Origin of the sequence: Pseudomonas sp. 8 R 14, from assembly GCF_900005955.1 — a bacterium.
GTDB classification, from domain to species: Bacteria; Pseudomonadota; Gammaproteobacteria; order Pseudomonadales; family Pseudomonadaceae; genus Aquipseudomonas; species Aquipseudomonas marginalis.
The window spans coordinates 211,665-231,907 of record NZ_CVTH01000077.1 but is presented as its reverse complement, the minus strand read 5'-3'; the positions used below and the strand labels follow the sequence as shown (position 1 = coordinate 231,907).

12 protein-coding genes and 1 pseudogene are annotated in these 20,243 nt (G+C 62.6%); 2 read left to right on the top strand and 11 right to left on the bottom strand.

Annotated elements, in window-relative coordinates; all coding sequences use genetic code 11:
- Nucleotides 1–88: 88 nt before the first annotated feature.
- The 3 genes from BFQ01_RS21210 to BFQ01_RS21200 form a co-directional block, all read right to left on the bottom strand.
- Nucleotides 89–1,399 (bottom strand): autotransporter outer membrane beta-barrel domain-containing protein, encoded by a 1,311-nt coding sequence (locus BFQ01_RS21210; protein WP_065926764.1) that lies wholly within the window; start codon nucleotides 1,397–1,399, stop codon nucleotides 89–91.
- A gap of 166 nt (nucleotides 1,400–1,565) precedes the next feature.
- Entirely contained in the window at nucleotides 1,566–2,336 is a 771-nt protein-coding gene (locus BFQ01_RS21205) for an amino acid ABC transporter permease (RefSeq protein WP_074848264.1), read from the bottom strand.
- A gap of 29 nt (nucleotides 2,337–2,365) precedes the next feature.
- Nucleotides 2,366–3,187 (bottom strand): ABC transporter substrate-binding protein, encoded by an 822-nt coding sequence (locus BFQ01_RS21200; RefSeq protein ID WP_065926762.1) that lies wholly within the window; start codon nucleotides 3,185–3,187, stop codon nucleotides 2,366–2,368.
- Between the two features lie 112 nt (nucleotides 3,188–3,299).
- Between BFQ01_RS21200 and BFQ01_RS21195 the strand changes: the two genes are divergently transcribed.
- Nucleotides 3,300–4,199 carry a homocysteine S-methyltransferase family protein gene (locus BFQ01_RS21195; protein WP_027608227.1) on the top strand — a complete coding sequence of 300 codons (900 nt, stop codon included), beginning with the start codon at nucleotides 3,300–3,302 and terminating at the stop codon, nucleotides 4,197–4,199.
- A 3-nt stretch (nucleotides 4,200–4,202) separates the two neighbouring features.
- Here BFQ01_RS21195 and BFQ01_RS21190 read toward each other — a convergent pair whose 3' ends face one another.
- The 3 genes from BFQ01_RS21190 to BFQ01_RS21180 are packed head-to-tail and all read right to left on the bottom strand — an operon-like array spanning nucleotide 4,203 to nucleotide 5,975.
- Nucleotides 4,203–4,883 carry a GNAT family N-acetyltransferase gene (locus tag BFQ01_RS21190; RefSeq protein ID WP_065926761.1) on the bottom strand — a complete coding sequence of 227 codons (681 nt, stop codon included), beginning with the start codon at nucleotides 4,881–4,883 and terminating at the stop codon, nucleotides 4,203–4,205.
- A gap of 10 nt (nucleotides 4,884–4,893) precedes the next feature.
- Nucleotides 4,894–5,340 carry a GNAT family N-acetyltransferase gene (locus BFQ01_RS21185; RefSeq protein ID WP_065926760.1) on the bottom strand — a complete coding sequence of 149 codons (447 nt, stop codon included), beginning with the start codon at nucleotides 5,338–5,340 and terminating at the stop codon, nucleotides 4,894–4,896.
- A complete protein-coding gene (locus BFQ01_RS21180; RefSeq protein WP_065926759.1) occupies nucleotides 5,337–5,975 on the bottom strand; it encodes an FMN-binding negative transcriptional regulator in 639 nt (212 codons plus the stop codon). The genes BFQ01_RS21185 and BFQ01_RS21180 overlap by 4 nt, the downstream gene beginning before the upstream one ends.
- A gap of 89 nt (nucleotides 5,976–6,064) precedes the next feature.
- On the opposite strand from BFQ01_RS21180, the gene BFQ01_RS21175 reads away from it, so the two are divergent.
- Nucleotides 6,065–7,606 (top strand): MocR-like pyridoxine biosynthesis transcription factor PdxR, encoded by a 1,542-nt coding sequence (locus BFQ01_RS21175; RefSeq protein WP_065926885.1) that lies wholly within the window; start codon nucleotides 6,065–6,067, stop codon nucleotides 7,604–7,606.
- 3 nt (nucleotides 7,607–7,609) lie between these two features.
- On the opposite strand, the gene BFQ01_RS21170 is transcribed toward BFQ01_RS21175, so the two are convergent.
- From BFQ01_RS21170 to BFQ01_RS21150, 5 genes and pseudogenes are all read right to left on the bottom strand, one after another.
- Nucleotides 7,610–12,223, bottom strand: a complete 4,614-nt coding sequence (locus BFQ01_RS21170) for a dermonecrotic toxin domain-containing protein (protein WP_065926884.1) — start codon at nucleotides 12,221–12,223, stop codon at nucleotides 7,610–7,612.
- Nucleotides 12,224–12,338: 115 nt separating this feature from the next.
- On the bottom strand, nucleotides 12,339–13,430 hold the full coding sequence (locus BFQ01_RS21165; protein ID WP_065926758.1) for a polyamine ABC transporter substrate-binding protein: 1,092 nt from the start codon (nucleotides 13,428–13,430) through the stop codon (nucleotides 12,339–12,341).
- A complete protein-coding gene (locus BFQ01_RS21160; RefSeq protein ID WP_065926757.1) occupies nucleotides 13,427–14,461 on the bottom strand; it encodes a histone deacetylase family protein in 1,035 nt (344 codons plus the stop codon). Before BFQ01_RS21160 ends, BFQ01_RS21165 begins: the two co-directional genes overlap by 4 nt.
- A gap of 138 nt (nucleotides 14,462–14,599) precedes the next feature.
- Nucleotides 14,600–15,590, bottom strand: a pseudogene (locus tag BFQ01_RS21155) (AraC family transcriptional regulator).
- Nucleotides 15,591–15,638: 48 nt separating this feature from the next.
- The gene (locus tag BFQ01_RS21150) at nucleotides 15,639–20,201 is read right to left on the bottom strand and encodes a hypothetical protein (protein WP_065926756.1); all 4,563 of its coding nucleotides are present in this window, start codon (nucleotides 20,199–20,201) and stop codon (nucleotides 15,639–15,641) included.
- Nucleotides 20,202–20,243 lie beyond the last annotated feature (42 nt).

Below are 20,243 nucleotides of genomic sequence, written 5' to 3'. Positions count from 1 at the left end.
TAGGAGACCGGAGTGTAGCGAGCAAAAAGTGGTGCTTAATGTCAGCCTTCAAGACCTGTGTGAGTGTGAAGGTTCTTCAGTTTCTGTCTTAAAACGCGCTTTGCCATTGGCCCATTAGTCCATGGTTGCGGCTGTTGTCGCCCACTTCGGCGGTGTACGCGATGCTCAGGGTCTGGTGCTCCGAAAGACGCATGTCCAGCCCCGTGCGCAAGGCCAGATTATCTCGATCCAGCGAGGTACCGCCGATGCTGAACGCGCTGTTGAAGTCCTCGCGGGTTTCCCTGGCAAAGGATTGGCGTACGCGGCTGTTGGTGTCGCCATACAAGTGTTTCCAATGGGCGCTCAGGTGCGGCTTGAGGGTGATCCGGTCGGCCACTGCGATGTCGCGGCTCAAGCGCAGGCCGAAGGTACTGCTGAGGTTTTGCTGGGTTTGGGTGCCCACGTTCAACGCGCTATGGCCACCTTTCTCGGAGAAGCGGTCACGGTGATACCGCTGGAAGCCGATTCCGGCAAACGGTTCGGCATGCAAGCCGTCGGTGACGAACCGATGGCCCAGTTCGGCGAATGCGTTCTGGCTCTGGGCCTTGTACTTGCCCGTGAGGCGTTCGCGGTAATCGATGAAGTCGAAGTCCACACTGCGCGTGTTCTGCCCGGAATGGCTGCTGTACAGCGCGCCCAGGCGTAAAGCCCATGGACCGTCCTGGCGCACCGCATAGGCGCCCAGGTGCCAGCTGTCCACTTCACCGTTGAAATGCCGGGCGCTCAGGTCGCTGCCAGACTTGCCGCCCACCACACCGACCCGCCAGGCGTCATCGATTGCTCCATCTGCACCCAGCAACAGGCCCTGGCTGCTTTGTTTCAAGCCGGCGCTGCCGTGTTGGGCATCGAGGGCACCGCTGCTGGCCAGGCCTTGGAGCCAGACACGGCCGTCCTCACCGGTGTGGTTATCCAATTGGCGTATGGCTGTCAGCAGGCTGGCGTGCAAGCGTTTCATGCTGTTTTGAGTGGCCGTGCCCAGGTTGGCGTTCTGGCTGCCGGCCAATTGCTCCAGCAGCGTACCCAAGCGACCTGGCTCCAGGCTGCTCAAGTACAGCCCGTAGTTTTCAAGCTGGTACTTTTCCCAGTCACTCAACTCCTCCGATGCCAGCGCGGCATCCACTGCGGAGTCCAGCACGCGGGCAACGCTCAGGCCGTTACGACTGTTGGCTCGGTCGATGAAATAGAAATCTTCGGGGGTGGGAGTGGCCGGGTCGAAATGAGTTTTCTGGTGATGTTTCGCAATCTGTTCGAACCACTCGCTGTCGGGTTCCATGTCGTCACGGGCCTGTGCGTACTGAGCACAGGTGGCCCCCAGCGCGAGCGTGATGGCGAGTACGAGTTGTTTCTGAATGAGTGGCATGTAAACCCACCTCCTGATGTATGAGGCGGGGAATTTAGCGGGGCACCCGGGGGATAACTGTCAGGCCAAGCACCGCGTGTTTGCGGGAGATGTCTCTAGTCCGATGCGATAAAAGTTCAGCTCGATTGGTGCAGTAAGCCTGAGGGCGATAGTGACTTCAATGACCTCACTCTCGCCTCGCATATCCCTTGCCATAGTGCCGCTCCATGCGTGCCTGGATCAGTTCCAGGCCGAGGGACATCACCCAGTAAATGATCGCAGCGGTGGTGAGCATCTCGATATAACGGTAGCTGGAGCGCCCGTAGGATTGCGCCAGGAACATCACTTCCCACACGCCCATCACCGAGATCAGCGACGAGTCCTTGAGCATGGAGATGAACTGGTTGGTCGCCGGCGGGACGATGGTGCGCATGGCCTGGGGCAGGGTGACGTGCCAGAAGATCGCACTGTCGCGCATGCCCAGGGCCAATGCGGCTTCCCGTTGCCCCTGAGGGACGCCCAGGATGCCGGCGCGGAAGATCTCGCTCAGGTACGCGCCGTAGTTCAGCGACAGCGCGATGATCCCCGCGACGATGGCGCCCGGCACCAGGCCCAGCTGCGGCAGGCCCAGATAGATCAGCAGGATCTGGATCAGCAACGGCGTGCCACGGAAAAACGACGCGTAGAAGCTGGCGATACCAAAGGCCACGGCACTTTTGGACAAGCGCCCGAGCGCGGTGACGAAGCCTAGCACCGACGAGGCGGCAATCGAACACAGGCACAGGAACAGCGTCAGCGCTGCGCCTTGCAGGAAGCCATTGGGTGCCAGGTGCAGGCCGACCAGGTTGGGCAGCTTGTCGAGAATGATCGAGAACTTCAGGTCAAAGCTCAGGAAGAAACTGGCAAACAGGGCGAACAGCGCCGCCCAGGTCAGGTAAAGCCGCGTGCGAAAGCCCAGCAGGGCGCGCGCAGGTTTTGGGGGAACACTCATTGGCTGATATCGGCACCGATCCATTTTTGCGACAGTTTGCTCAGGGTGCCGTCCTGTTTCAACTGGGCAAACACCTCACGCACCTTGGCGTCCCACTGGGCGTCGCCTTTTTCGATGGCCACCGAGTTGGGTTCGGCATACAGCGCTGCGCCGGCGAGTTTGAAGCGTTTGTCCTGGTCCAGGCGCGGTTGGGCCGTGACCAGGTTGGTCAGGATCGCATCCAGGCGCACTCCTGCGCCCAGGCCGAGGTCCTGGAAGGCGACGTTATCGGTGTCGTACGGGGCGATCTGCACGTTCTCGAACGGGTACTGCAACTGGGTGTCCTCGGCGCCTTCGATCACCAGGTTCTTGTTCAGGTAGCTCTCGTAGCTGGAGGCGCTGGTGAGGCCGACTTTCTTGCCGCTCAGGTCCTTGGCGCCGTGGATGCTGTCATCCTTGGCATTGACCACGATCACGGCAGGGGAGGCGTAATACTCCACCGGGAAGTCGAAGACTTCGGCGCGGGCCTTGCTCGGGGTCATCGAGCAGATGCAGATGTCATAGCGCCCGCTCCAGCGGCCGGCGGCGATCACGTCCCACGACGGCGTTTCCAGGCGTAGTTTCACACCGAGCTTTTGCGCGACAGCCTTGGCCACATCGACATCGAAGCCGTCGAGCTGGTTTTGCTCGTTGAGGAACGAGAACGGCGGGTAGCTTTCCATCAGCACGCCCACCAGTTCTTTTTTCTTCTCAACCCGGTCCAGGGTCGCGCCGCCAAAGGCTTGGGTGGAGGCAGCAAGCATCGTCAGGCCCAAGGCCAATAGCGGTTTAAGTTTCAAGGAGGCACCTGAATAAAAAAGAGGTTGTTATGAACCGAACGGAACGTATTAAATAGTTATAAGAACGACTCTCATAGTGAGTTATTTTCATAAGCTTATGAGTAAAAAGCATATGGGCGCAGTAAGCACAGTAATTCTGGACGGCGGCATGGGCCGTGAACTGCAACGCCGCGGTGCGCCCTTCAGGCAGCCGGAGTGGTCGGCGCTGGCATTGAGCGAAGCACCGCAGGCGGTGGAGGCGGTGCATGCGGCCTATATCGACAGTGGGGCCAACGTGATTACCAGCAACAGCTATGCGGTGGTGCCGTTCCATATCGGCGAGGCGCGCTTTGCTGCCGAAGGCCAGGCCCTGGCGGCGCTGGCGGGTGAATTGGCCAGACGGGCGGTGCAGGCTTCGGGCAAGGCCGTGCGCGTGGCCGGCTCGTTGCCGCCGCTGTTTGGTTCGTATCGGCCTGATCTGTTCGAGCCGCAGCGCGTATCTGAGCTGTTGACGCCACTGGTGCAGGGCCTGGCACCCCATGTCGATCTGTGGCTGGCGGAGACCCAGAGCTCAATCGTCGAAGCGCGGGCGATTCATGCGGGCCTGCCGAAGGATGGCAAGCCGTTCTGGCTGTCGTTTACCTTGAAAGACGAAGACACCGACGAAGTACCGCGCCTGCGTTCCGGCGAACCGGTGGCGGACGCGGCCGAAGCGGCGGCGCAGTTGGGTGTGCAAGTGTTACTGTTCAATTGCAGCCAGCCGGAAGTAATCGGCGCGGCGATCGATGCCGCACGCCAAACCTTCGAACGGTTGGGCGTGGCGATTCAGATCGGTGCCTACGCCAACGCCTTCCCGCCACAGCCCAAGGAAGCCACGGCCAACGACGGCCTGGACCCCTTGCGCGAGGATCTCGACCCACCGGGCTACCTGCAGTGGGCGGCGGACTGGAAAAAGCGCGGTGCCAGCCACTTGGGCGGGTGCTGCGGGATCGGGCCGGAGCACATTGCGGTGCTGGCCCAGAAGCTGGGGTAAGCCTTAAAGCGCCTGGCGGCGACACTCCGCCAGGCCCTTCAACTGCCCGGAACCTGCCTGGTTCGCCTCCGACAACCACGCCTCAAACCCCGCACCCACCGTCGGCCATTCCGAATCCAGGATCGAATACCACGCCGTATCGCGGTTCTGCCCCTTCACCACCATATGCTGGCGGAACACCCCTTCAAAACTGAACCCCAACCGCTCAGCCGCATACTTGGAGCGGGCATTGCCGTTGTTGCACTTCCACTCCAGGCGGCGGTAGCCCTGTTCGAACGCGTATTTGGCCAAGAGATACACCGCCTCGGTGCTTTTGGGTGAGCGCTGCATCGGCGCGCCGAAGGTGACATGGCCGATTTCGATACGGCCCTGGGCCGGGACGATGGACATCAGGCTGAGGATGCCCTGCACCTGGCCGGACGCACGGTCGACCACGCTGAAGAAATACGGGTCGCTGTTCGCCGCATGGTTGTTCAACCACGCATCAAACGCGGCGCGCTCGGCAAACGGGCCGTAAGGCAGGTAATCCCACAACTTGGGGTCGGCACCGGGGCCTTCGAGGGCTTGCCACAATTGAGCGGCGTGGCGGGCCGGGTCGAGTTTTTCCAGGCGGATAAAGCGCCCTTCAAGCAGTTGCGCGGTGGGCGCCGGGGCGCCCTTCCAGTCGGCGAGAGAAGTGGACATGCTGCGCTCCTTAAAGACCTTTGCGAAATTGAATGAAGCCAGGGCGTTCGGCGATGCGCTCGTAGAGCTGGATCGCGGTGGTATTGGTCTCGTGGGTCAGCCAGTGCACCTTGCAACAGCCGTCGGCCTTGGCAGTGGCGTAGACGAACTCGATCAGTTTACGGCCGACACCGGTGCCGCGCTGGACCGGGTCCACCAGCAGGTCCTGCAGGTAGCAGGAGTTCTCGATGCTCCAGTTGGAACGATGGTAGATGAAGTTGACCATGCCCACCGCCTTGCCATCCTGCCAGGCCAGCGCGGAGTGGGTCGGCTCATGGGCATCGATCAGACGCTGCCAGGTGCTTTGGCTGACGGCGTCCGGCAGTTCGGTGTTGTAGAACGTCAAGTACGCCTGCCACAGCGGCAGCCAGGCGGCGTGGTCGGTTGCGGTGACCGGGCGGATCTCGATCTGGCTCATTCTGAAACTCCTTGGGGAATAAAGCGCGCGAGGGTCTGGTCGCGTATATCGGCGCTGGCGGCCAGGCCGTCGCGCACGCCGGCGATGTCCGCCGCGCTGCGGTTCTGGCTGAGTTTGCGTTTGCCGATCAGGCGTTCGATCGGCAGGCTGAAGCCGACGATGGCCTTGAGCATGCCGTCAATGTAATCAGCCGGGGCGTCGCTGACTTTCCAGGGCTGGGCGCGATTGCCCTCGTGGCGGTCAGTGAGGGCGCTGACCACGCCTAGCAGGCGCTCGGCATCGGTAAACACCTCGGCCTTGCCATAGGCATGCACCGCGATGTAATTCCAGGTGGGCACCACTTTGCCGTGCTCAGCCTTGGCCGGGTAAAACCCCGGGCTGACATAGGCCTCGGCGCCGGCAAAGATCACCAAAGCCTCGCTGCCGTCTTGCAGGTCTTGCCACTGCCGATTGGCCTTGGCCAGGTGCCCGTACAGCGTGCCGTTGGGGCCTTCGTCGGGATTGAGCAGCAGCGGCAAGTGGCTGGCCTGCAGGCCTTGCTTGCCAAAGGTGACCAACTGCGCCAGGCGTGTGTGCTGGATCAGTTGCTGTATTTCGGGCAAGTCGTCGAGGGCAAAAGCGCGTGGTGTGTACATAATATTTTCCTTGGCGAATGCCTGCATCCTAGGCAGGCTAATGGTTCGTTGTAAGAGCCATCTTCGGCCAATTTCATAGGTCCAATATGATCTCGCCCATTTCGCCGCCGCTGTCCTTCAACCCTGCCGGTATCGAGCTGGATCGGCGCCAAGGCCTGACGCGCCAGCTTTATGAAGCCCTGCGTCAGCGCGTGCTGGATGGGCGCCTGGCCAGCGGTACGCGCCTGCCCGCCAGCCGTGACCTGGCCGCTGCGCTGTTGATTTCCCGCAACAGCGTCGTGCGCGCCTACGATCAGTTGTACGCCGAGGGGTTTGTCGAAGGCCGTGTGGGTGATGGCACCTATGTCGCCCAATTGCCCACGGCAAAAAAACTATCCACAAAAGTATCCACAGGCTTATCAACAAGGTTATCCCCAGCCTTATCCACAAAGTGGATGGATTTGCCGCAAGATCTCGACGGCGAAGTTATCCACAGGCCGGCCTTGGGGCGCGTGCAAAGTAACCATTTGCCACAGCCGCCGTCGGGGCCGCCCAAGGCATTTCGCGTGGGCGTGCCAGCCTTCGATCTGTTCCCTTTCGAGGTCTGGGCCAAGCTCAACGGGGCGTTCTGGCGCAAGCCGGACCTGGCGCAGCTGTGCTATGGCGACCCGGCGGGTGACAGCCGCCTGCGCGGCCTGATCGCCGCTTACCTGCGCAGCTCACGGGGCATGCAATGTACGGCTGAGCAAATAGTGATCACTAGCGGTGCACAACAGGCAATCAGCCTTTGTGCACAGCTGCTGGTAGAGCCAGGCGATGGGGTAGCGGTGGAAAACCCGGGCTATCGGGCCGCCGGGCACGCGTTCGCACTGGCCGGTGCCAACCTGCAGGGCGTGCCGGTGGACAGCGACGGCATCGATTGCCAGGTCCTGAATACCTTGGGTGATTGCCGCCTGGCCTATGTCACGCCCTCCCACCAATATCCGCTGGGCGTGGTGATGAGCCTGGCGCGGCGCCTGGAGTTGCTGGCCTGGGCCGAGCGCACCGGCGGTTGGATCGTGGAGGACGACTATGACGGCGAATACCGCTACAGCGGCGCACCCCTGGCGCCGCTGGCCGCGCTGGACCGCAGCGGCCGCGTGCTGTACGTCGGTACCTTCGGCAAAGTCGCATTCCCGGCCTTGCGCCTGGGCTATCTGGTATTGCCGCCAGGCCTGGTTGATGCTTTCTCACGGCGCCGTGCGGTGGATATGCGCCACTCGGAAGTCAGTACCCAGGCGGTGATGGCCGAGTTTATGGCGGCCGGGCACTTCCAGCGGCATATCCGCCGGATGCGGCGCGCGGCATTGAGCCGGCGCAATGCCTTGCTCGCCGGGTGGCCGCGTGGTCTGCCGGGGGTGGGCGAGTTGCCCGTTATCGCTGCAGGGCTGCACATGACCGTGCGCGTGGACAGCCTGGCCCGCGAGCAACAGCTGCTTGAGCAGGCCCGTGCCGTGGGCGTCGAAGTCAATGGTTTAAGCAGTTACTGGCTGGCGCACTCCACCACTCCGGCAGACCAGCGCGCCGGCCTGGTGCTGGGGTTTGCCGCCGTACCCGAGACGGCCGTTGCCGAGGCCCTGGCAACGTTGCGCAGGGCCTGGCAGCACGATTGACGGTCAGGCCTGGAAAAACAACGAGCGGGCCAGGATCGGGCTGATTTCACTGCGATAAATCGCGATCTGGTCACGGTCGCTCAAGCCCGTGCGGTGTACAGCACCCCCCAGCTTCTGCTGGTCGCGGGTCTTGAGGTGGCCGGCGGTGTAGTGCTCCAGCGCCGTCTGGGGAGACTCATAGTGAAAGTGCGCATACCAGAGCACCGCATGGGTCTGGTGATCACGCACCTCGTATTCGTCCAGGTAGTTTTTGCCGGGGCCCTTGAGCCGCCGCCGCGTGACCACTTTGGCGATTTTCACCAGGCCTTGGCTGTGCAGCCACTCCACCCGTGCCGCCGTGGGTGGTTGTTGTTTGGTCATGCTGATGCGGGTGCTTGTGCCCAGTTCGTATAGCCGTTGTGCGGCGTCATTGAGCCGGCGGTTCAGGGCTGCGGCGGGCGGACGGTCGCTTTCCGTGAGGTTGAGCCGGGTGAGCGCCTCTTCGATCGTGGCCATTGCGTGTTCAAGGCGTGCGGCGTACTGGTGGAACATCTCTTCGATTTCCACCGGAATACGCCCGGCTTTCTTCGCGTGGTCCAGGGTGCGCACGGTGGCGGCGGGCTCTTCATCCAGCAGGCTCTGGGCGGCGTCGATGCTGCTACCCAGGTCGATCACCTGGGGCTCACGCGGGCTTGAGGGTGTGCTCTGGCGTTCGACCCAGACCCCAGGGGTTTTTTCGTGAAAGGTCGCGATGAGTTTGCCCGTCACTGGGGCCTTGACGTCCACCAGGCCGCTTTCGGCTTCACGGGGCTCGCCCACCACCACCCCGTTAAAGCGTGTCTTGATGACTTTGCGCTTGGGTGTCGGGGGGGCTTTTGATGGGCCAGGCTTGGGCTCCAGGGCTTTTCGTTGCCTGATCAAGAGCGCCAGTTCATGCACCGCCTGTTGGTTGAATTCATCGATGCGTTGGCGCAGGTGTTCCAGGGGTTCTCGCTGCACCTGTTCCGGGTGTTCGGCGTGCAGGTCCAGCAGGCGTTGGTCGACAATCGCGAACTGGTCGACCAGGCTGTTGAGCACTTCAATACGCTCGTGCAGGTCGCTGATGCTGGTTTCCACCAGGGTCTCGATCCACGTTTGCACCGTGAGATCGGCGGTATCCACGATGTCATTGAGTTGTACCCGGGCGTCGGTGAAGGCCTCCCCGCTGCCTTCGCCAATACACAGGTAGCGGCTGAGGGTGAGTTGCATGGCCTTGAGGTCGTGCAGCTTGAAGTCGGGCAGGGCCTGCACGCTGGTGTGGATGACCTTGGCACCCTCTATGCCCAGGCTTTCCAATTGGCGATAGCGCGATTGCGCATACTCCATGCGGTTGATCATATCCAGGTTCAGCTTCGCCATCGTCTGTGCGATCTCGTTACGCTGCTTGATGTCCAGGGCGGTGACGGCTTCCATGTCTTCCACCGACACCAGCAACTTGTCGCGAAAGACCGGCAAGCGTTCCGAGATGGCCGAGCGGGTCAGCAGCAGTTGTTTGTTCAGGTAGTCGATCATCGAACTCTGGTAGTTGGGTACCGAATCGATGACATTCAGCGAACGTAACTGGCGAATGGGCACGTCATAGTCGGCCAGGCGGCTGTCGACCTTGTCGAGGAACGCCTGGCGCTGGCGATCGGAGGAGGGCCCGGGCACCGGGTCTATCGCGGCGTGGGCCTGGGCGACTTCAGCTTGCCCGCGCCGTTCGTCAGCATCGAATTGGTTGAGTTTCTGCCGGAGGTCGGTGATCCGCGAAGGTGCCTTGCCGCGAGCCGATTGCCGGCGATTCCTGAAACCGGCACCGCGCAGGCGCAGGCGAGTGTCGACAAACCATTGCCCGGCCAGGTTGCTCACCAGCAGCGGGCCGACGTGAGTGGGGCGGCCCGGATCGACGATCATGACATTGTCGTTTTCATCCACCGCCACCTCGAACCAGCGTGCGCCCACCGGCGCGTACCATTTATCGGCAAGCGCACAGAGATGCAGGTGCGGCCCTGTTTCCTTGACGGCTTCCCCCAGCCCGTCGGGCCTGGCCACTTTGAAGCGATCCAACGTGGCCCCCAGGCTTGTCGGAGAGCGTTGGAGTGCGCCGCTGTTGTACAGCGGGCCTTGATGGCGAGCGGGCGGTTCGGCGTCGGGCAAGTCGGGGCGGCGCATCACGGGGATCCGGCGCTCCGGCGGCAGTCTGGTTTCAGGCGCTTGGGTCGGGGTGGCTTCATGTTTCGGCAACGTGGCCTTGGGCGTCTTTCGCAGCGGCGGATGGCGCAGGGCGACGTGCAGCACCAGGGCCATGCCCAGGTTGAGCAGCAGATCCACCTGGGCTGTCCAGGACACCTGCCCGTCAGGCTCCGGCTCCGCCTGGGCGGTCGCCTGCAGGTCGTCCATGATTTGCCAGATCCAGGCCGCGATGCCCACGGTGCGGCCTATGAATGGCAACGCCGCGCTGAAAATCAGCCAGCCGGCTTCTCGATAGCTTGCCCAGCGTTTCTGGGCGTTGGACACCGATTGCCGCGTCGCCAATTCAACCATCGCGTTGGCGTTGTCCCTGAACAGCGTCGCCAGGCTGTCGTTGCCCATCACTTCGTCGCTCAAGGCCAGGGGGCCGCTCATTTGCACCACCACTTGCGGCTCCACCAACCCGCGCACCACGGTCCACGGCGAAGGTAATGCGGCAGGGAAGACATACTGCTCGTAGTTGAAGCGCACATCTTCGGCCAGCCAGGCCAGTACCGAGTCGCGCAGGGTGCGGTGATGCTTGATGGCGTACAACAGGTTTTGCCGTGACGGGTACTGGATCAGCACCGGCTCCAGCAGTGGGCGGTACAACAGGCACGGGCCTTGGGTGTGGTCGCGGGGGCCGATCACAAACATATTCGCCACCCCATCCTGCGCCTGGCTGGTGCGCAGGGTTGGAATGAACGCCAGGCGCCGGATGACGATCTCTTGCCCCTCGACCTGCCGTTCATGGACGTGTGCCTGCACCGCGGCAGCGATATAGCGATAACCGCGATCATCGATGCCGTGCAGGCCCTGGATCTTCCACTGCAAGGCCAGCAGTGGCAGTTGCACCCGCAAGTGCGAGGTGTAGAGGGTTTGCCGGCGCCTTGATTGAACGGGGTCGTCGAGCAAGGTGTGTTTGATCAGCGTCGGGTAGCGTTCACCGATGTCGAGGGTTTCGATCACGTCCTTGAGGTAGTTGTACGTCAGCCATTGCGGCCCCTCGCCGCCGTTGTAGTGCACGCTGGGCGTACCGGTGGGCAGCCCGGTGAGGTTTTCCAGGGCCAGGTCGATCAGGCTGCGCCGGGTGATGTCAGTGGTTCCGGGCAGCACGAAGGTGCCCCAGACCACCGGGCTCTCGATGCTGATCTCTATCTTGTCCAGGTTCAGGCTCGCGCCATTTGCATGGGCCTTGATCCGGTTTTGCAGTTGCTGCCTGGCGTAGTCGCGGATCGGCGGGATACCGTCCTGGAAAGACTGCCCGTGGTTGTGGGTATGCAGTTCGGCCAGCTCGATCACATAACGGCTGTAGGTCGATACGTCCAGGTCCGAGGCATTGGCAAGCCAGTCGGGAAGTTGCTCGTGGATCTGGCGGATGCTCGACAATGAGTGATCGCTCAAGTCTTCAATCACCGGCAGGATGCGCGCGACGGCCTGGCCGGTGACGGCAGCCGTGGCGGGGGCTTCAAGGTCGGCGGAGCCAATTGATCCGATGGCCTGCAATTGCAGGGCGATCAGGTTGCACGCCAGGCTGTCGAAAAAATCCCCGGCGGGTTCGTACAATCGCCATTGCACGGTTACCTCCCCCTCCGCTTGAGTCAGTGCCGCGGGCAAGGCTTCGCCGAGCTTTTGCAGTGACTCGAATTTCTCGTAGCCGTTGATCAGCGAATACGTCAGGACCCGCTGGCGTTGCTCATGTACCCCGATCAGCACCGCGATATCCGACAGGCCGACGTGAGTGGAGCGGTTGTTTTTAAGGCCATCTATATCGATCAGGTAAGCGTGTGTCTGGAATGTGTCGAAGTTCCGACGCTTGGCCCGGTCCGGAAAGTGGAACAACGTCCTGGCCATGGCGCAATCGTGTTCATCCCAGCCGTCCTGCGCGGTGACGTTCCACACGTTGCGCAGGGAACGGGAGAGTGTTTGCCAGCGTGGGCCCGCCAGGCCGTTGGAAGCGTTCCAGTAGTCAAGTTGCTGCTCCTGGAAGGCGGTAAAGATCAGCGCCGCCAGCTCATTGATCAGCCGCGCAATGGCATCGATCTGCACCGGCAGGTGCACGGCGGGCTTGGCCTCGGGCTCCAGGGTGAGGAAGTGTTCGCCGTCGATATAGATCACCGGCTCGGGCGCCAGGGCCTGGTTGGCCAGCACCGAGGTCAGCGATTGCGCGGTGGCGGGTGCGGATTGGATGACATCGCCAACGATGCGCCAGCGCGGCGTGATGACCATGGCCAGGTCAGGGTCGATAGCGAGTGTCGGGTATTGCTCCATGAGGGACGAACGCAACAGGTTGGCGGCAACGTCGCGGATCGACGGGCCGACGCTCAGTTGCGTCAGCAGCTCATAGCTGCTGGGCGGGCGATTGTTGCTAGGGGGTGAATCGTTGGGCATCTGCAGCTCCTTGGCCTGGGTCGGCATGAAGAGCTGCAAGGTAATTGGCGCTGCGGCCGGGCGGTCGGTAGATAAGTCATCATGGCCGGGAAGCGCACTTCCCGGCCACATTTGCTCAGGTCCCGGACTTGATCCTGGACCAGGCGCGGGTCCTGGCGCGTTCGGCGTCACGTCCCAGAGGTTTCAAGGTATAGAGCGTGGCCATCGCGGCTTCGGTGGGGTACAGGTTGGGATTGTTGCGGATCGCCGGGTCCACCTGCCCGGTAGCGTCTTTGTTGGGATTGGGGTAGCCGACAAAATCACTGATCGGCGCAATGACGTGCGGTTGCAGCAGGTAGTTGATGAAGGTGTAGGCGTCCTGGGGGTTCTTCGCGCCCTTGGGAATGGCGAGCATGTCGAACCAGATCGGCGCGCCTTCCTTGGGCAGGCGCATGTCTACGATCACGCCGTTCCTGGCCTCCTTGGCGCGGTTGGCGGCCTGGGAGAAGCTGCCGGAGTAGCCGACGGCGACGCAGATGTCGCCGTTGGCGATATCGGCCATGTACTTGGAGGAGTGGAAGTAGGTGATGTACGGGCGGATCTTCAGCAGCAAGGCTTCGGCTTTTTCATAGTCCTTGGGGTTGTTGCTGTTGGGGTCCAGGCCCAGGTGCTGCAAGGCCAGGGGCAGGATCTCCGAGGGTGAATCCAGCAGTGCCACGCCGCATTGCTTGAGCTTGCTGATGTTCTCCTCCTTGAAGATCAGGTCCCAGCTGTCCACCGGTGCATCTGCGCCCAGCGCGGCCTTGACCTTGTCGGGATTGAAACCAATCAGGATGGTGCCGTACATGTAGGGCACGGCGAATTTGTTGCCCGGGTCGTTGGCCTCGATCAGCTTCATCAACTTGGGATCGAGGTGGTTCCAGTTCGGCAACTGGCTGCGGTCCAGGGCCTGGAACACACCGGCCTCGATCTGTTTGGCCAGGAACACGTTGGACGGCACCACCACGTCATAGCCGGAATTACCGGTGAGTAGCTTGGCTTCCAGGGCTTCGTTGGTGTCGAAGATGTCGTAGACCAGTTTGATCGACGGGTTTTGGGCCTTGAAGTCTTCCAGGGCTTTGGGGGTGATGTAGTCGAACCAGTTGTAGACCCGCAGGTTTTTTTCTTCAGCGTGCGCGGCGGTGCTTAATACGGCGGCGCAGAGCACAAGCGACTTGAACAGATTCATTCGACTGCCCCTTCAAAACCTTCGAGAACGTTGACGGCATTGATGCCGATTTCTTCCACCGCGTAACCGCCTTCCATCACGAACAGCGTCGGCTTGCCCAGGCGGGCGATACGCTTGCCCATGGCCAGGTAGTCGGGGCTGTCGAGCTTGAACTGCGAGATGGGGTCGTCCTTGAACGTATCGACGCCCAGGGACACCACAATGACGTCGGCGCCGTAGCCCTCAATCGCCTGGCAAGCCTGTTCCAGTGCGGCGCTCCAGGTGTCCCAGCCCGAACCGGCCGGCAACGGATAGTTAAAGTTGAAACCCTCTCCGGCCCCGTCGCCCCGCTCATCGGCATAGCCGAGAAAAAACGGAAACTCGGCTTCCGGGTGCCCGTGGATCGAGGTAAAGAGCACGTCACTGCGCTCATAGAAAATCGATTGGGTGCCGTTACCGTGGTGGTAATCCACGTCGAGGATCGCAACCTTCCTGTGGCCGTGATCGAGAAATGCCTGGGCGGCGATGGCGGCGTTATTGAGGTAGCAATAACCGCCCATCAAGTCGCTGGCGGCGTGGTGTCCCGGTGGCCGGCACAGCGCGAAGGCACTGTGGGCGCCTTGCTGGATCGCCCGTTGCGCGGTCAGCGCCACCTGCGCCGCACTATAGGCTGCCTGCCAGGTGCCGGCGGTAATCGGCGCGCCGCCGTCGAAGCTGTAGTAACCCAACTGGCCGTGCAGGCTGGTGGGCATGACGGCGCGCAGGGTGCGGGCGGGCCAGGTATAGGGCAGCAGGTCGCCGTCCTGGCCGAACTCAAGCCAACGGGCCCAGGCACCTTTGAAAAAATCCAGGTACTCGCGGCTGTGGATGCGCTGCAAGGGGGCCAGGTCAAAGTCCTGCGGGGCTTGCACCGGGCCGAGCTGGCGGTCCTTGACCCGCTGCAGCACATGGTCGGCGCGGGCGGGCATTTCGAAGCAGGGCATCAATTGCCCGTCCATCAATTCACAACGGCCGTGGTGCAGATGATGATCGTCCGAATAGATCGTCAGCATTGTTGTTCTCCGCAGGCTGCTTGGGATGCCTTGCAGTGTTGCGGCGTGGGCAGGTTTGGAGAACGGCAGGAGCGGCCAAAAGGGGATAAATATGGCCAAAGCCTGTGTCCGTTATTCGCCCCATGTGGGGCACGCGACTCAAGCGCGGAACTGACTCGGTGCCACGCCGCTCCAGCGTACGAAGGCGTGCCTGAAACTTGCGGTTTCACTGAAGCCTAACTGCTCGGCGATGCGATAGATCGGCAGTTGGTCCTCGCCCAGCAACTGCTTGGCCCGCTCGAAGCGTAACTCGTCCAGCAGTTCCTGATAGCTGCAACCCAGGTCATGCAGATGCCGGCGCAAGGTGCGCGGCGAACAGTTCATCTGCCCGGCCAGGCCATCGATGCCGGGGGCGGCGTTCAATTGGGCGGCCAGCAATTGGCGTACCCGGCCGAGCCAGGCCTGGCGCCCGGTGAATTCGGTGTTCTGTTTGCGGCAGCGCTCGGCCATGGCGCGGTGGGTGATGGGGTCGGCCAGCGGCAACTGCTGGTCGAGCCAGCGCCGGTCGAAAGCGAAGGCATTGGCGCTGGCAGCGAAGGCAAGAGGGCAATCGAAGTGCTCGGCATAGCGTGCGCGATAGTCGGGGGCGCGGTGTTCGAAACGCGCACCGAGCAACGGCAGGGCATGGCCCAGCAGATCGTCACAGATGACCTTCAACGACACCAGGCAGAACTCGACATTGAAGGTGGCCAGCGCCGGGTTTTCCCGATACCCGTCGGCGGTGAACCAGATGCGCTGGCCGTCGTCTTCCAGGCTCAGCTCGAAAAGTGTTCCCAACAGCGCCGGATAGCGCAGGGCCAGGCGCAAAGCGTCACCGAAGGTGGCACTGGTCAGCAGCGCGTAGCCGAGCATGCCGTAGGATGACACGTGCATGCGCCGGCCCAACTCCAGGCCGATATCGCGGCGCAGGGCCACGGCATTGGCACACACGCGCATCTCCTGGTTGGTGGTGATGCGCGTGTCGGCGGTTCAGGTCGGCGCCGCAGATACCGCTGCCGGCCAGCAGCACGTCGCGGCTCACGCCCTCGGCCCTGAAGGTGTCGAGTACCAGGGAGACGGCGTTGAGCGTAGTCAGGTGCGAGTGCAGCATGGGGGAGTCCTGCCAGGGTTTGCCCAGAGGCAGCAAGGAGTGTGCCGCCTACTTGTGGTCAAAAAATAGCCGTTTGGCCGCCTCCAGGCTGATCTCGCTGCGGTAATAGTCGATTTGCTGCTGCTCGTTCAGGCCTTTGACCGAGTCGGCCGCCGAGCCTTGTCGATATTCATGGGTGGTTTTCAACCGTGCGCTGAGGTAGGCCTTGGCAGGCGTCCAGTCGGTCGAATAATGAAAGTGCGCGTACCAGAGCACTTGATGGGTCGCGCGCTCGGTGATGATGTATTCGTCCAGGTAGTCCTGTGTGCTGCTTTTGAGCCGGCGACGCCTCACGGATTTCTTGATGACGATCTCGTCGCGCTCGCTCAGCCATTCGACGCCTTTGGTGGTTGGGGGCTGATGCTTGATCATGCGCGTCATGCTTTCGGATGCGCGTCGGTACAGGTCCTGCGCGGCGTCGTTGAGCTGCTTGCCAAGGGCGGTTGCCGATTGGGTTTGATCGGCTGTGATGGTGCTGTCGGCCAGGGCCTGCTCGATGTGCCGGTTGGTCTCTTCCAGCAGCAACGCGTGACGGTGGTACAGGTATTCGATGCCGACGGCGGTGCGCCCGGCTTGGCGTGTTTGCTCGATGGCCCGTTGCCTGAACGCGGGCAAACCGTCCAGCAGCGTGCGGCCCTGCCCGAGGCTGGCTTGAAGCTCGGGCACCGCCTGCTCGGTGTGTGCAGGGCTCAGCCGTTGCACCCAGACGTTGGGGGTTTTCTCATGGAAGGTGGCAATGACCTGTCGGGTCAGCGGTGACTTGATATCCACCAGGTCAGTTTCAAGGCCGACCGCCGTCAGGCGGGGCTCGCCGATCATCACGCCGTTGTAACGGGTATGGATGAATTTCTTCAAGGGCTTGGGGGGCGTCGGTGGAGGGGTGGGCCGGTTGCGCAGGATGTCCCGCTCAGCGTGCAGTTGGGACAGATGAGTCAAGGCCTGCCTGGAGAAATCCTTGACCTGTTTGCGCAGGCGTTCCAGCGGGGAGAGGTGGGTCAGGCTGGAAAACTCCTGGGAGAAGTCCTCCAGGCGCTCGTCAAGGACCTTGAACTGTTCGATCAGGCTGCTCAGGGATTCGATGCGTTCGTCCAGCCGCGCCTCGCTGCGTTCGTTGAGGGTGTCGCGCAGGGCCTGGACCGACAGATCGGCGTTGTCGACAATCTCGTTGAGGTTGGCCCAGGCCTGGGGTGCACGGGTCGCGCTGTCCTCCGGCAGGCACAACCTGCGCGCCAGGGTTATCTGCAGGGCCTTGAGGTCGATGCTGGTGTAGGCCGGCAGTTTTTTCCTGGCGCTCTGGATCAACTGCACGCCCTCCTTGGCCAGGGCCTTGAGTTGAGTGAAGCGCGCATGGGTGTAGTCCAGGCGGGTGATCATGTCTTCACTCATCTCGGTCATTTGTCGCGCGTCTTCGACGTACCGCGCCGGGTGCCGGGTGTCGGGGTGTTCGAGCTGGTCAAGCACGACCCTGAGCTGGGGGGTGAAGGTGGTCTGGGCCTCCCTGATCGCTGCTTCGGTAAGCTCCAGTTGCGCTCTTATATAACCCAGGGCTTTTTGCTGGTAGTCGGGGACCGGGGTGAACACACTCAGGGTCTTGAGGTGTTGCAGTGCCGCTTCGTAATCCGCGCTTTGCTGGTCGAGGGTGTCCATGTAGTGCTGGCGTTTGACTTCTGCAGCGTTACCGGAGACGTCGGTCATGGCCTGGCGGGCCTGTTGCAGCGCTCTTTGTGCGGTCTTCTTGGCGTTTTCGAAGGCCTCGAGCTTGGCCCGTACTTCGGCGGCCTTGAGGGTCGCTTCCGCTTCGGCTTTGTTGAGCATGCGCTTGGGGCCGCCGCCGCGCAGGCGCAGGCGGGTGTCGACGAACCATTGGCCGGCGGCGTTGTGAATCAGCGGCGGTCCGGTTCGATCCGGCTGCCGAGGGTCGATGATGACCACGTTGCCCTCGTCGTCCGCGCTCACTTCAAACCAGCGCTCGCCGACCTGTGCGTAGAGACGCTCGGCGACGCGGGTCAGGTGGCGGGTGGGCCCCGGGCGGGTGTCGACGCTGCTCGCTGCGCCAGGCTGGCTGACTTTGAAACGGTCCAGCACCCGCCCCAGGGTGGCGGGCGAGCGATTGAGCGCGCCGCTGGTATGCAGCAGTGGAGTGTGGCCCGGTGGGCTTTCATTGCCGGCGATGGCGCCCAGCTGTTTGATCTCGACACGCTGCCCTGCCGAGGGCTCGGTCGGCCTGGATTCCCGCTCGGGCCGAGCGCCGCGGGGACGCAGGCGCGTGCTGATATGCAGGGTAATCGCCATCGACAGGTTCAGCAGCACGTCGGTGAAAGTGGTCCATTGGACCGCGGTGTCATCCTGCTCCGTGGCCCCGACAAACTGTTGCAACTGATCGACGACCTGCCAGATCCATAGGCCTGTCGCCACGCTGGGGCTGGTAAAGGGCAGCGCGGCATTGAGGAGCGTCCAGCCGGTTTGCTTGAGGGTCGCCCAGCGGTTTTCGGTATTGGAGGTCGACTGGCGGTCGGCCAGCTTGACCAGGGCCTGGGCGTTGGCTTCAAACAGCCCGGCGAGCAGGTCACCCTTGAGTGGGTCTTTGCCCAGGCCGATAGGGCCGCTCATGGTTTCCAGCGTCGAGGCGTCCACCAGAAAATCGGCGACGGCCCAGGGGGAAGGCAATGCTCCCGGGAACACATAGTTGGCGTAAGCATCGCGCGCGCTGTCCGGCAACCAGGCCAGCACCGAACGGCGCAGGTCGGGGGACTGGGCAATGGCGTACATCAGGTTGGCCGGGGACGGATATTGCACCAGGGCCGGGGTGAACAGAGGTCGATAGAGCAGGCAGGGGCCGGCGGCGGGATCTTGCGGGCCGATGACGTACATGTTTTCGACCTCATCGGCAGTGGCGTCGCCCCGCCGTTGCGGGATGAACGCCAGAGGCCGCATGACGATGGTCTGCCCGTCTACTGTGTGATCCGAGGCATCGGCTTGCATCAGGGTGGCGACGTATCGATAGCCGCAGTCATCGATGCCATCCTGTTGCTGAATCTTGCCTTGCAGGGCCAGTAACGGCAGCTGGATGCGCAGGTGCTGGATGTAGAGGTTCTTTCGCGATGAGGCCTCGCGGGGCATTTCCAGCAGCTTGCTTTTGATCAGCGCCGGGTAGTTCTGGCCGATGTCCACCCGGGAAACGAGGCTCTCGATGTACTCGACGGTCAGCCAGTCCGGCAGATTTTGGCCGTTATGCAGCTGCAAGGTCTTGTTGCCGACCGGGATGGCGATCAGGTTGTGCAGCGCCAGTTCGGCGAGGTTGAAGGTGGTGGTCTCGGTCATGCCGGGCACCGTGAAAGTCCCCCACACCACCGGCTGCTGGACTTTCAGGGTGAGCGTATCCAAGGCCAGGGCACCGGCTTGCGGGTGGTCCTTGAGGATTTCCGCCTTGAGATGATTGAGCGCGTACTGCTCGATGGGCGGGATATCGTCCTGATACGACTTGCCGCCGGTGCTGCTGTTCAGGGACGCGAGGTCCTTGAGATGCCGCGCATAGAAGTTCAGGTCGGACGTCGACGCCTCCTGCAGCCAGCCCGGCAGCGCCTGCTGATACCACTCGCGGTCGGGGCCGGGGCCGGTGGCCAACTCGGTGGCACCGGGTGGCGGAGCCGTGTCCGGGTGGCGCAGGTCGGAGAAGTCCAGGCTGCCAATAGCCTCGACCTGCAAGGCAATCAGGCTGCAGGCCTGGTGATCGAAAAAATTGCCGTCAGGTTCGAACAGGCGCCATTGCAACTGTGTGCGGGGCGCCGAGGTGTCCAGGCGAGCGGGCAGGCTTCGGCCCAGCTGTGCCAGGGACGTGAACTTCTCATAGCCCTTGAGCAGCGAGTGGGTGAGGATAACGTCTCGCCCGGCCTGCTTGCCGATCAGGACCGACAGCGCGAGCCGGTTGAGGTGGGTCACCTGCGCGCCGTCGACCTGATCGATGTCGAGCAGGTAGGCGTGGCTGGTGTATGGGTCGTCGAGCAGTCGCACATCGTAGGTGGGCGCGTGAAACAACTGGCGCGCCATGGCGCAGTCGCTTTCGTTCCAGCCCGGTGCCTGCCGGACATTCCACACCCCGCGCAATGAGTTGGACAGCTGATGCCAATGGGGGCCGCTGCCGTTGCTTTTGTTCCAGAACGCCAGCTGTTGCTCCTGCCAGGCCGCCAGCATGACGGGGGCCAGGGTATTGAGCAGATGGGCGATGTCACCGATGCGCACCGGCAAATGGGTTGGCGGCTCGGTGAGCGGTTGCTGGGTCAGGAAGTGTTCGCCTTCGATGTACAGGGTCGGTTCGCCGAGCACGGCCTGATCGGTCAGGCTGTCGCTCAGTGTGCCGTAGGCGGTGGTAGTGGCGCAGGCCTGTTCGTCGATGATGTCCCAGCCGGGGGTGCCGATCAGGCAGATATCGGGGTCGATTGCCAGTGTGGGGTAGCGGGCCTGCAGCGCCTGGCGCAACAACACCGCCGCCACTTCCCTGAACGACGGGCCTGTTAACAGTTGGGTGAGCAATTCCAGTGGCTGTTGTGAAGCGATTGAGATGGGCGTGGTCATGGGGCATCCCTGTCTTGCCGGTTGATGGGAACGGCCCGAGGT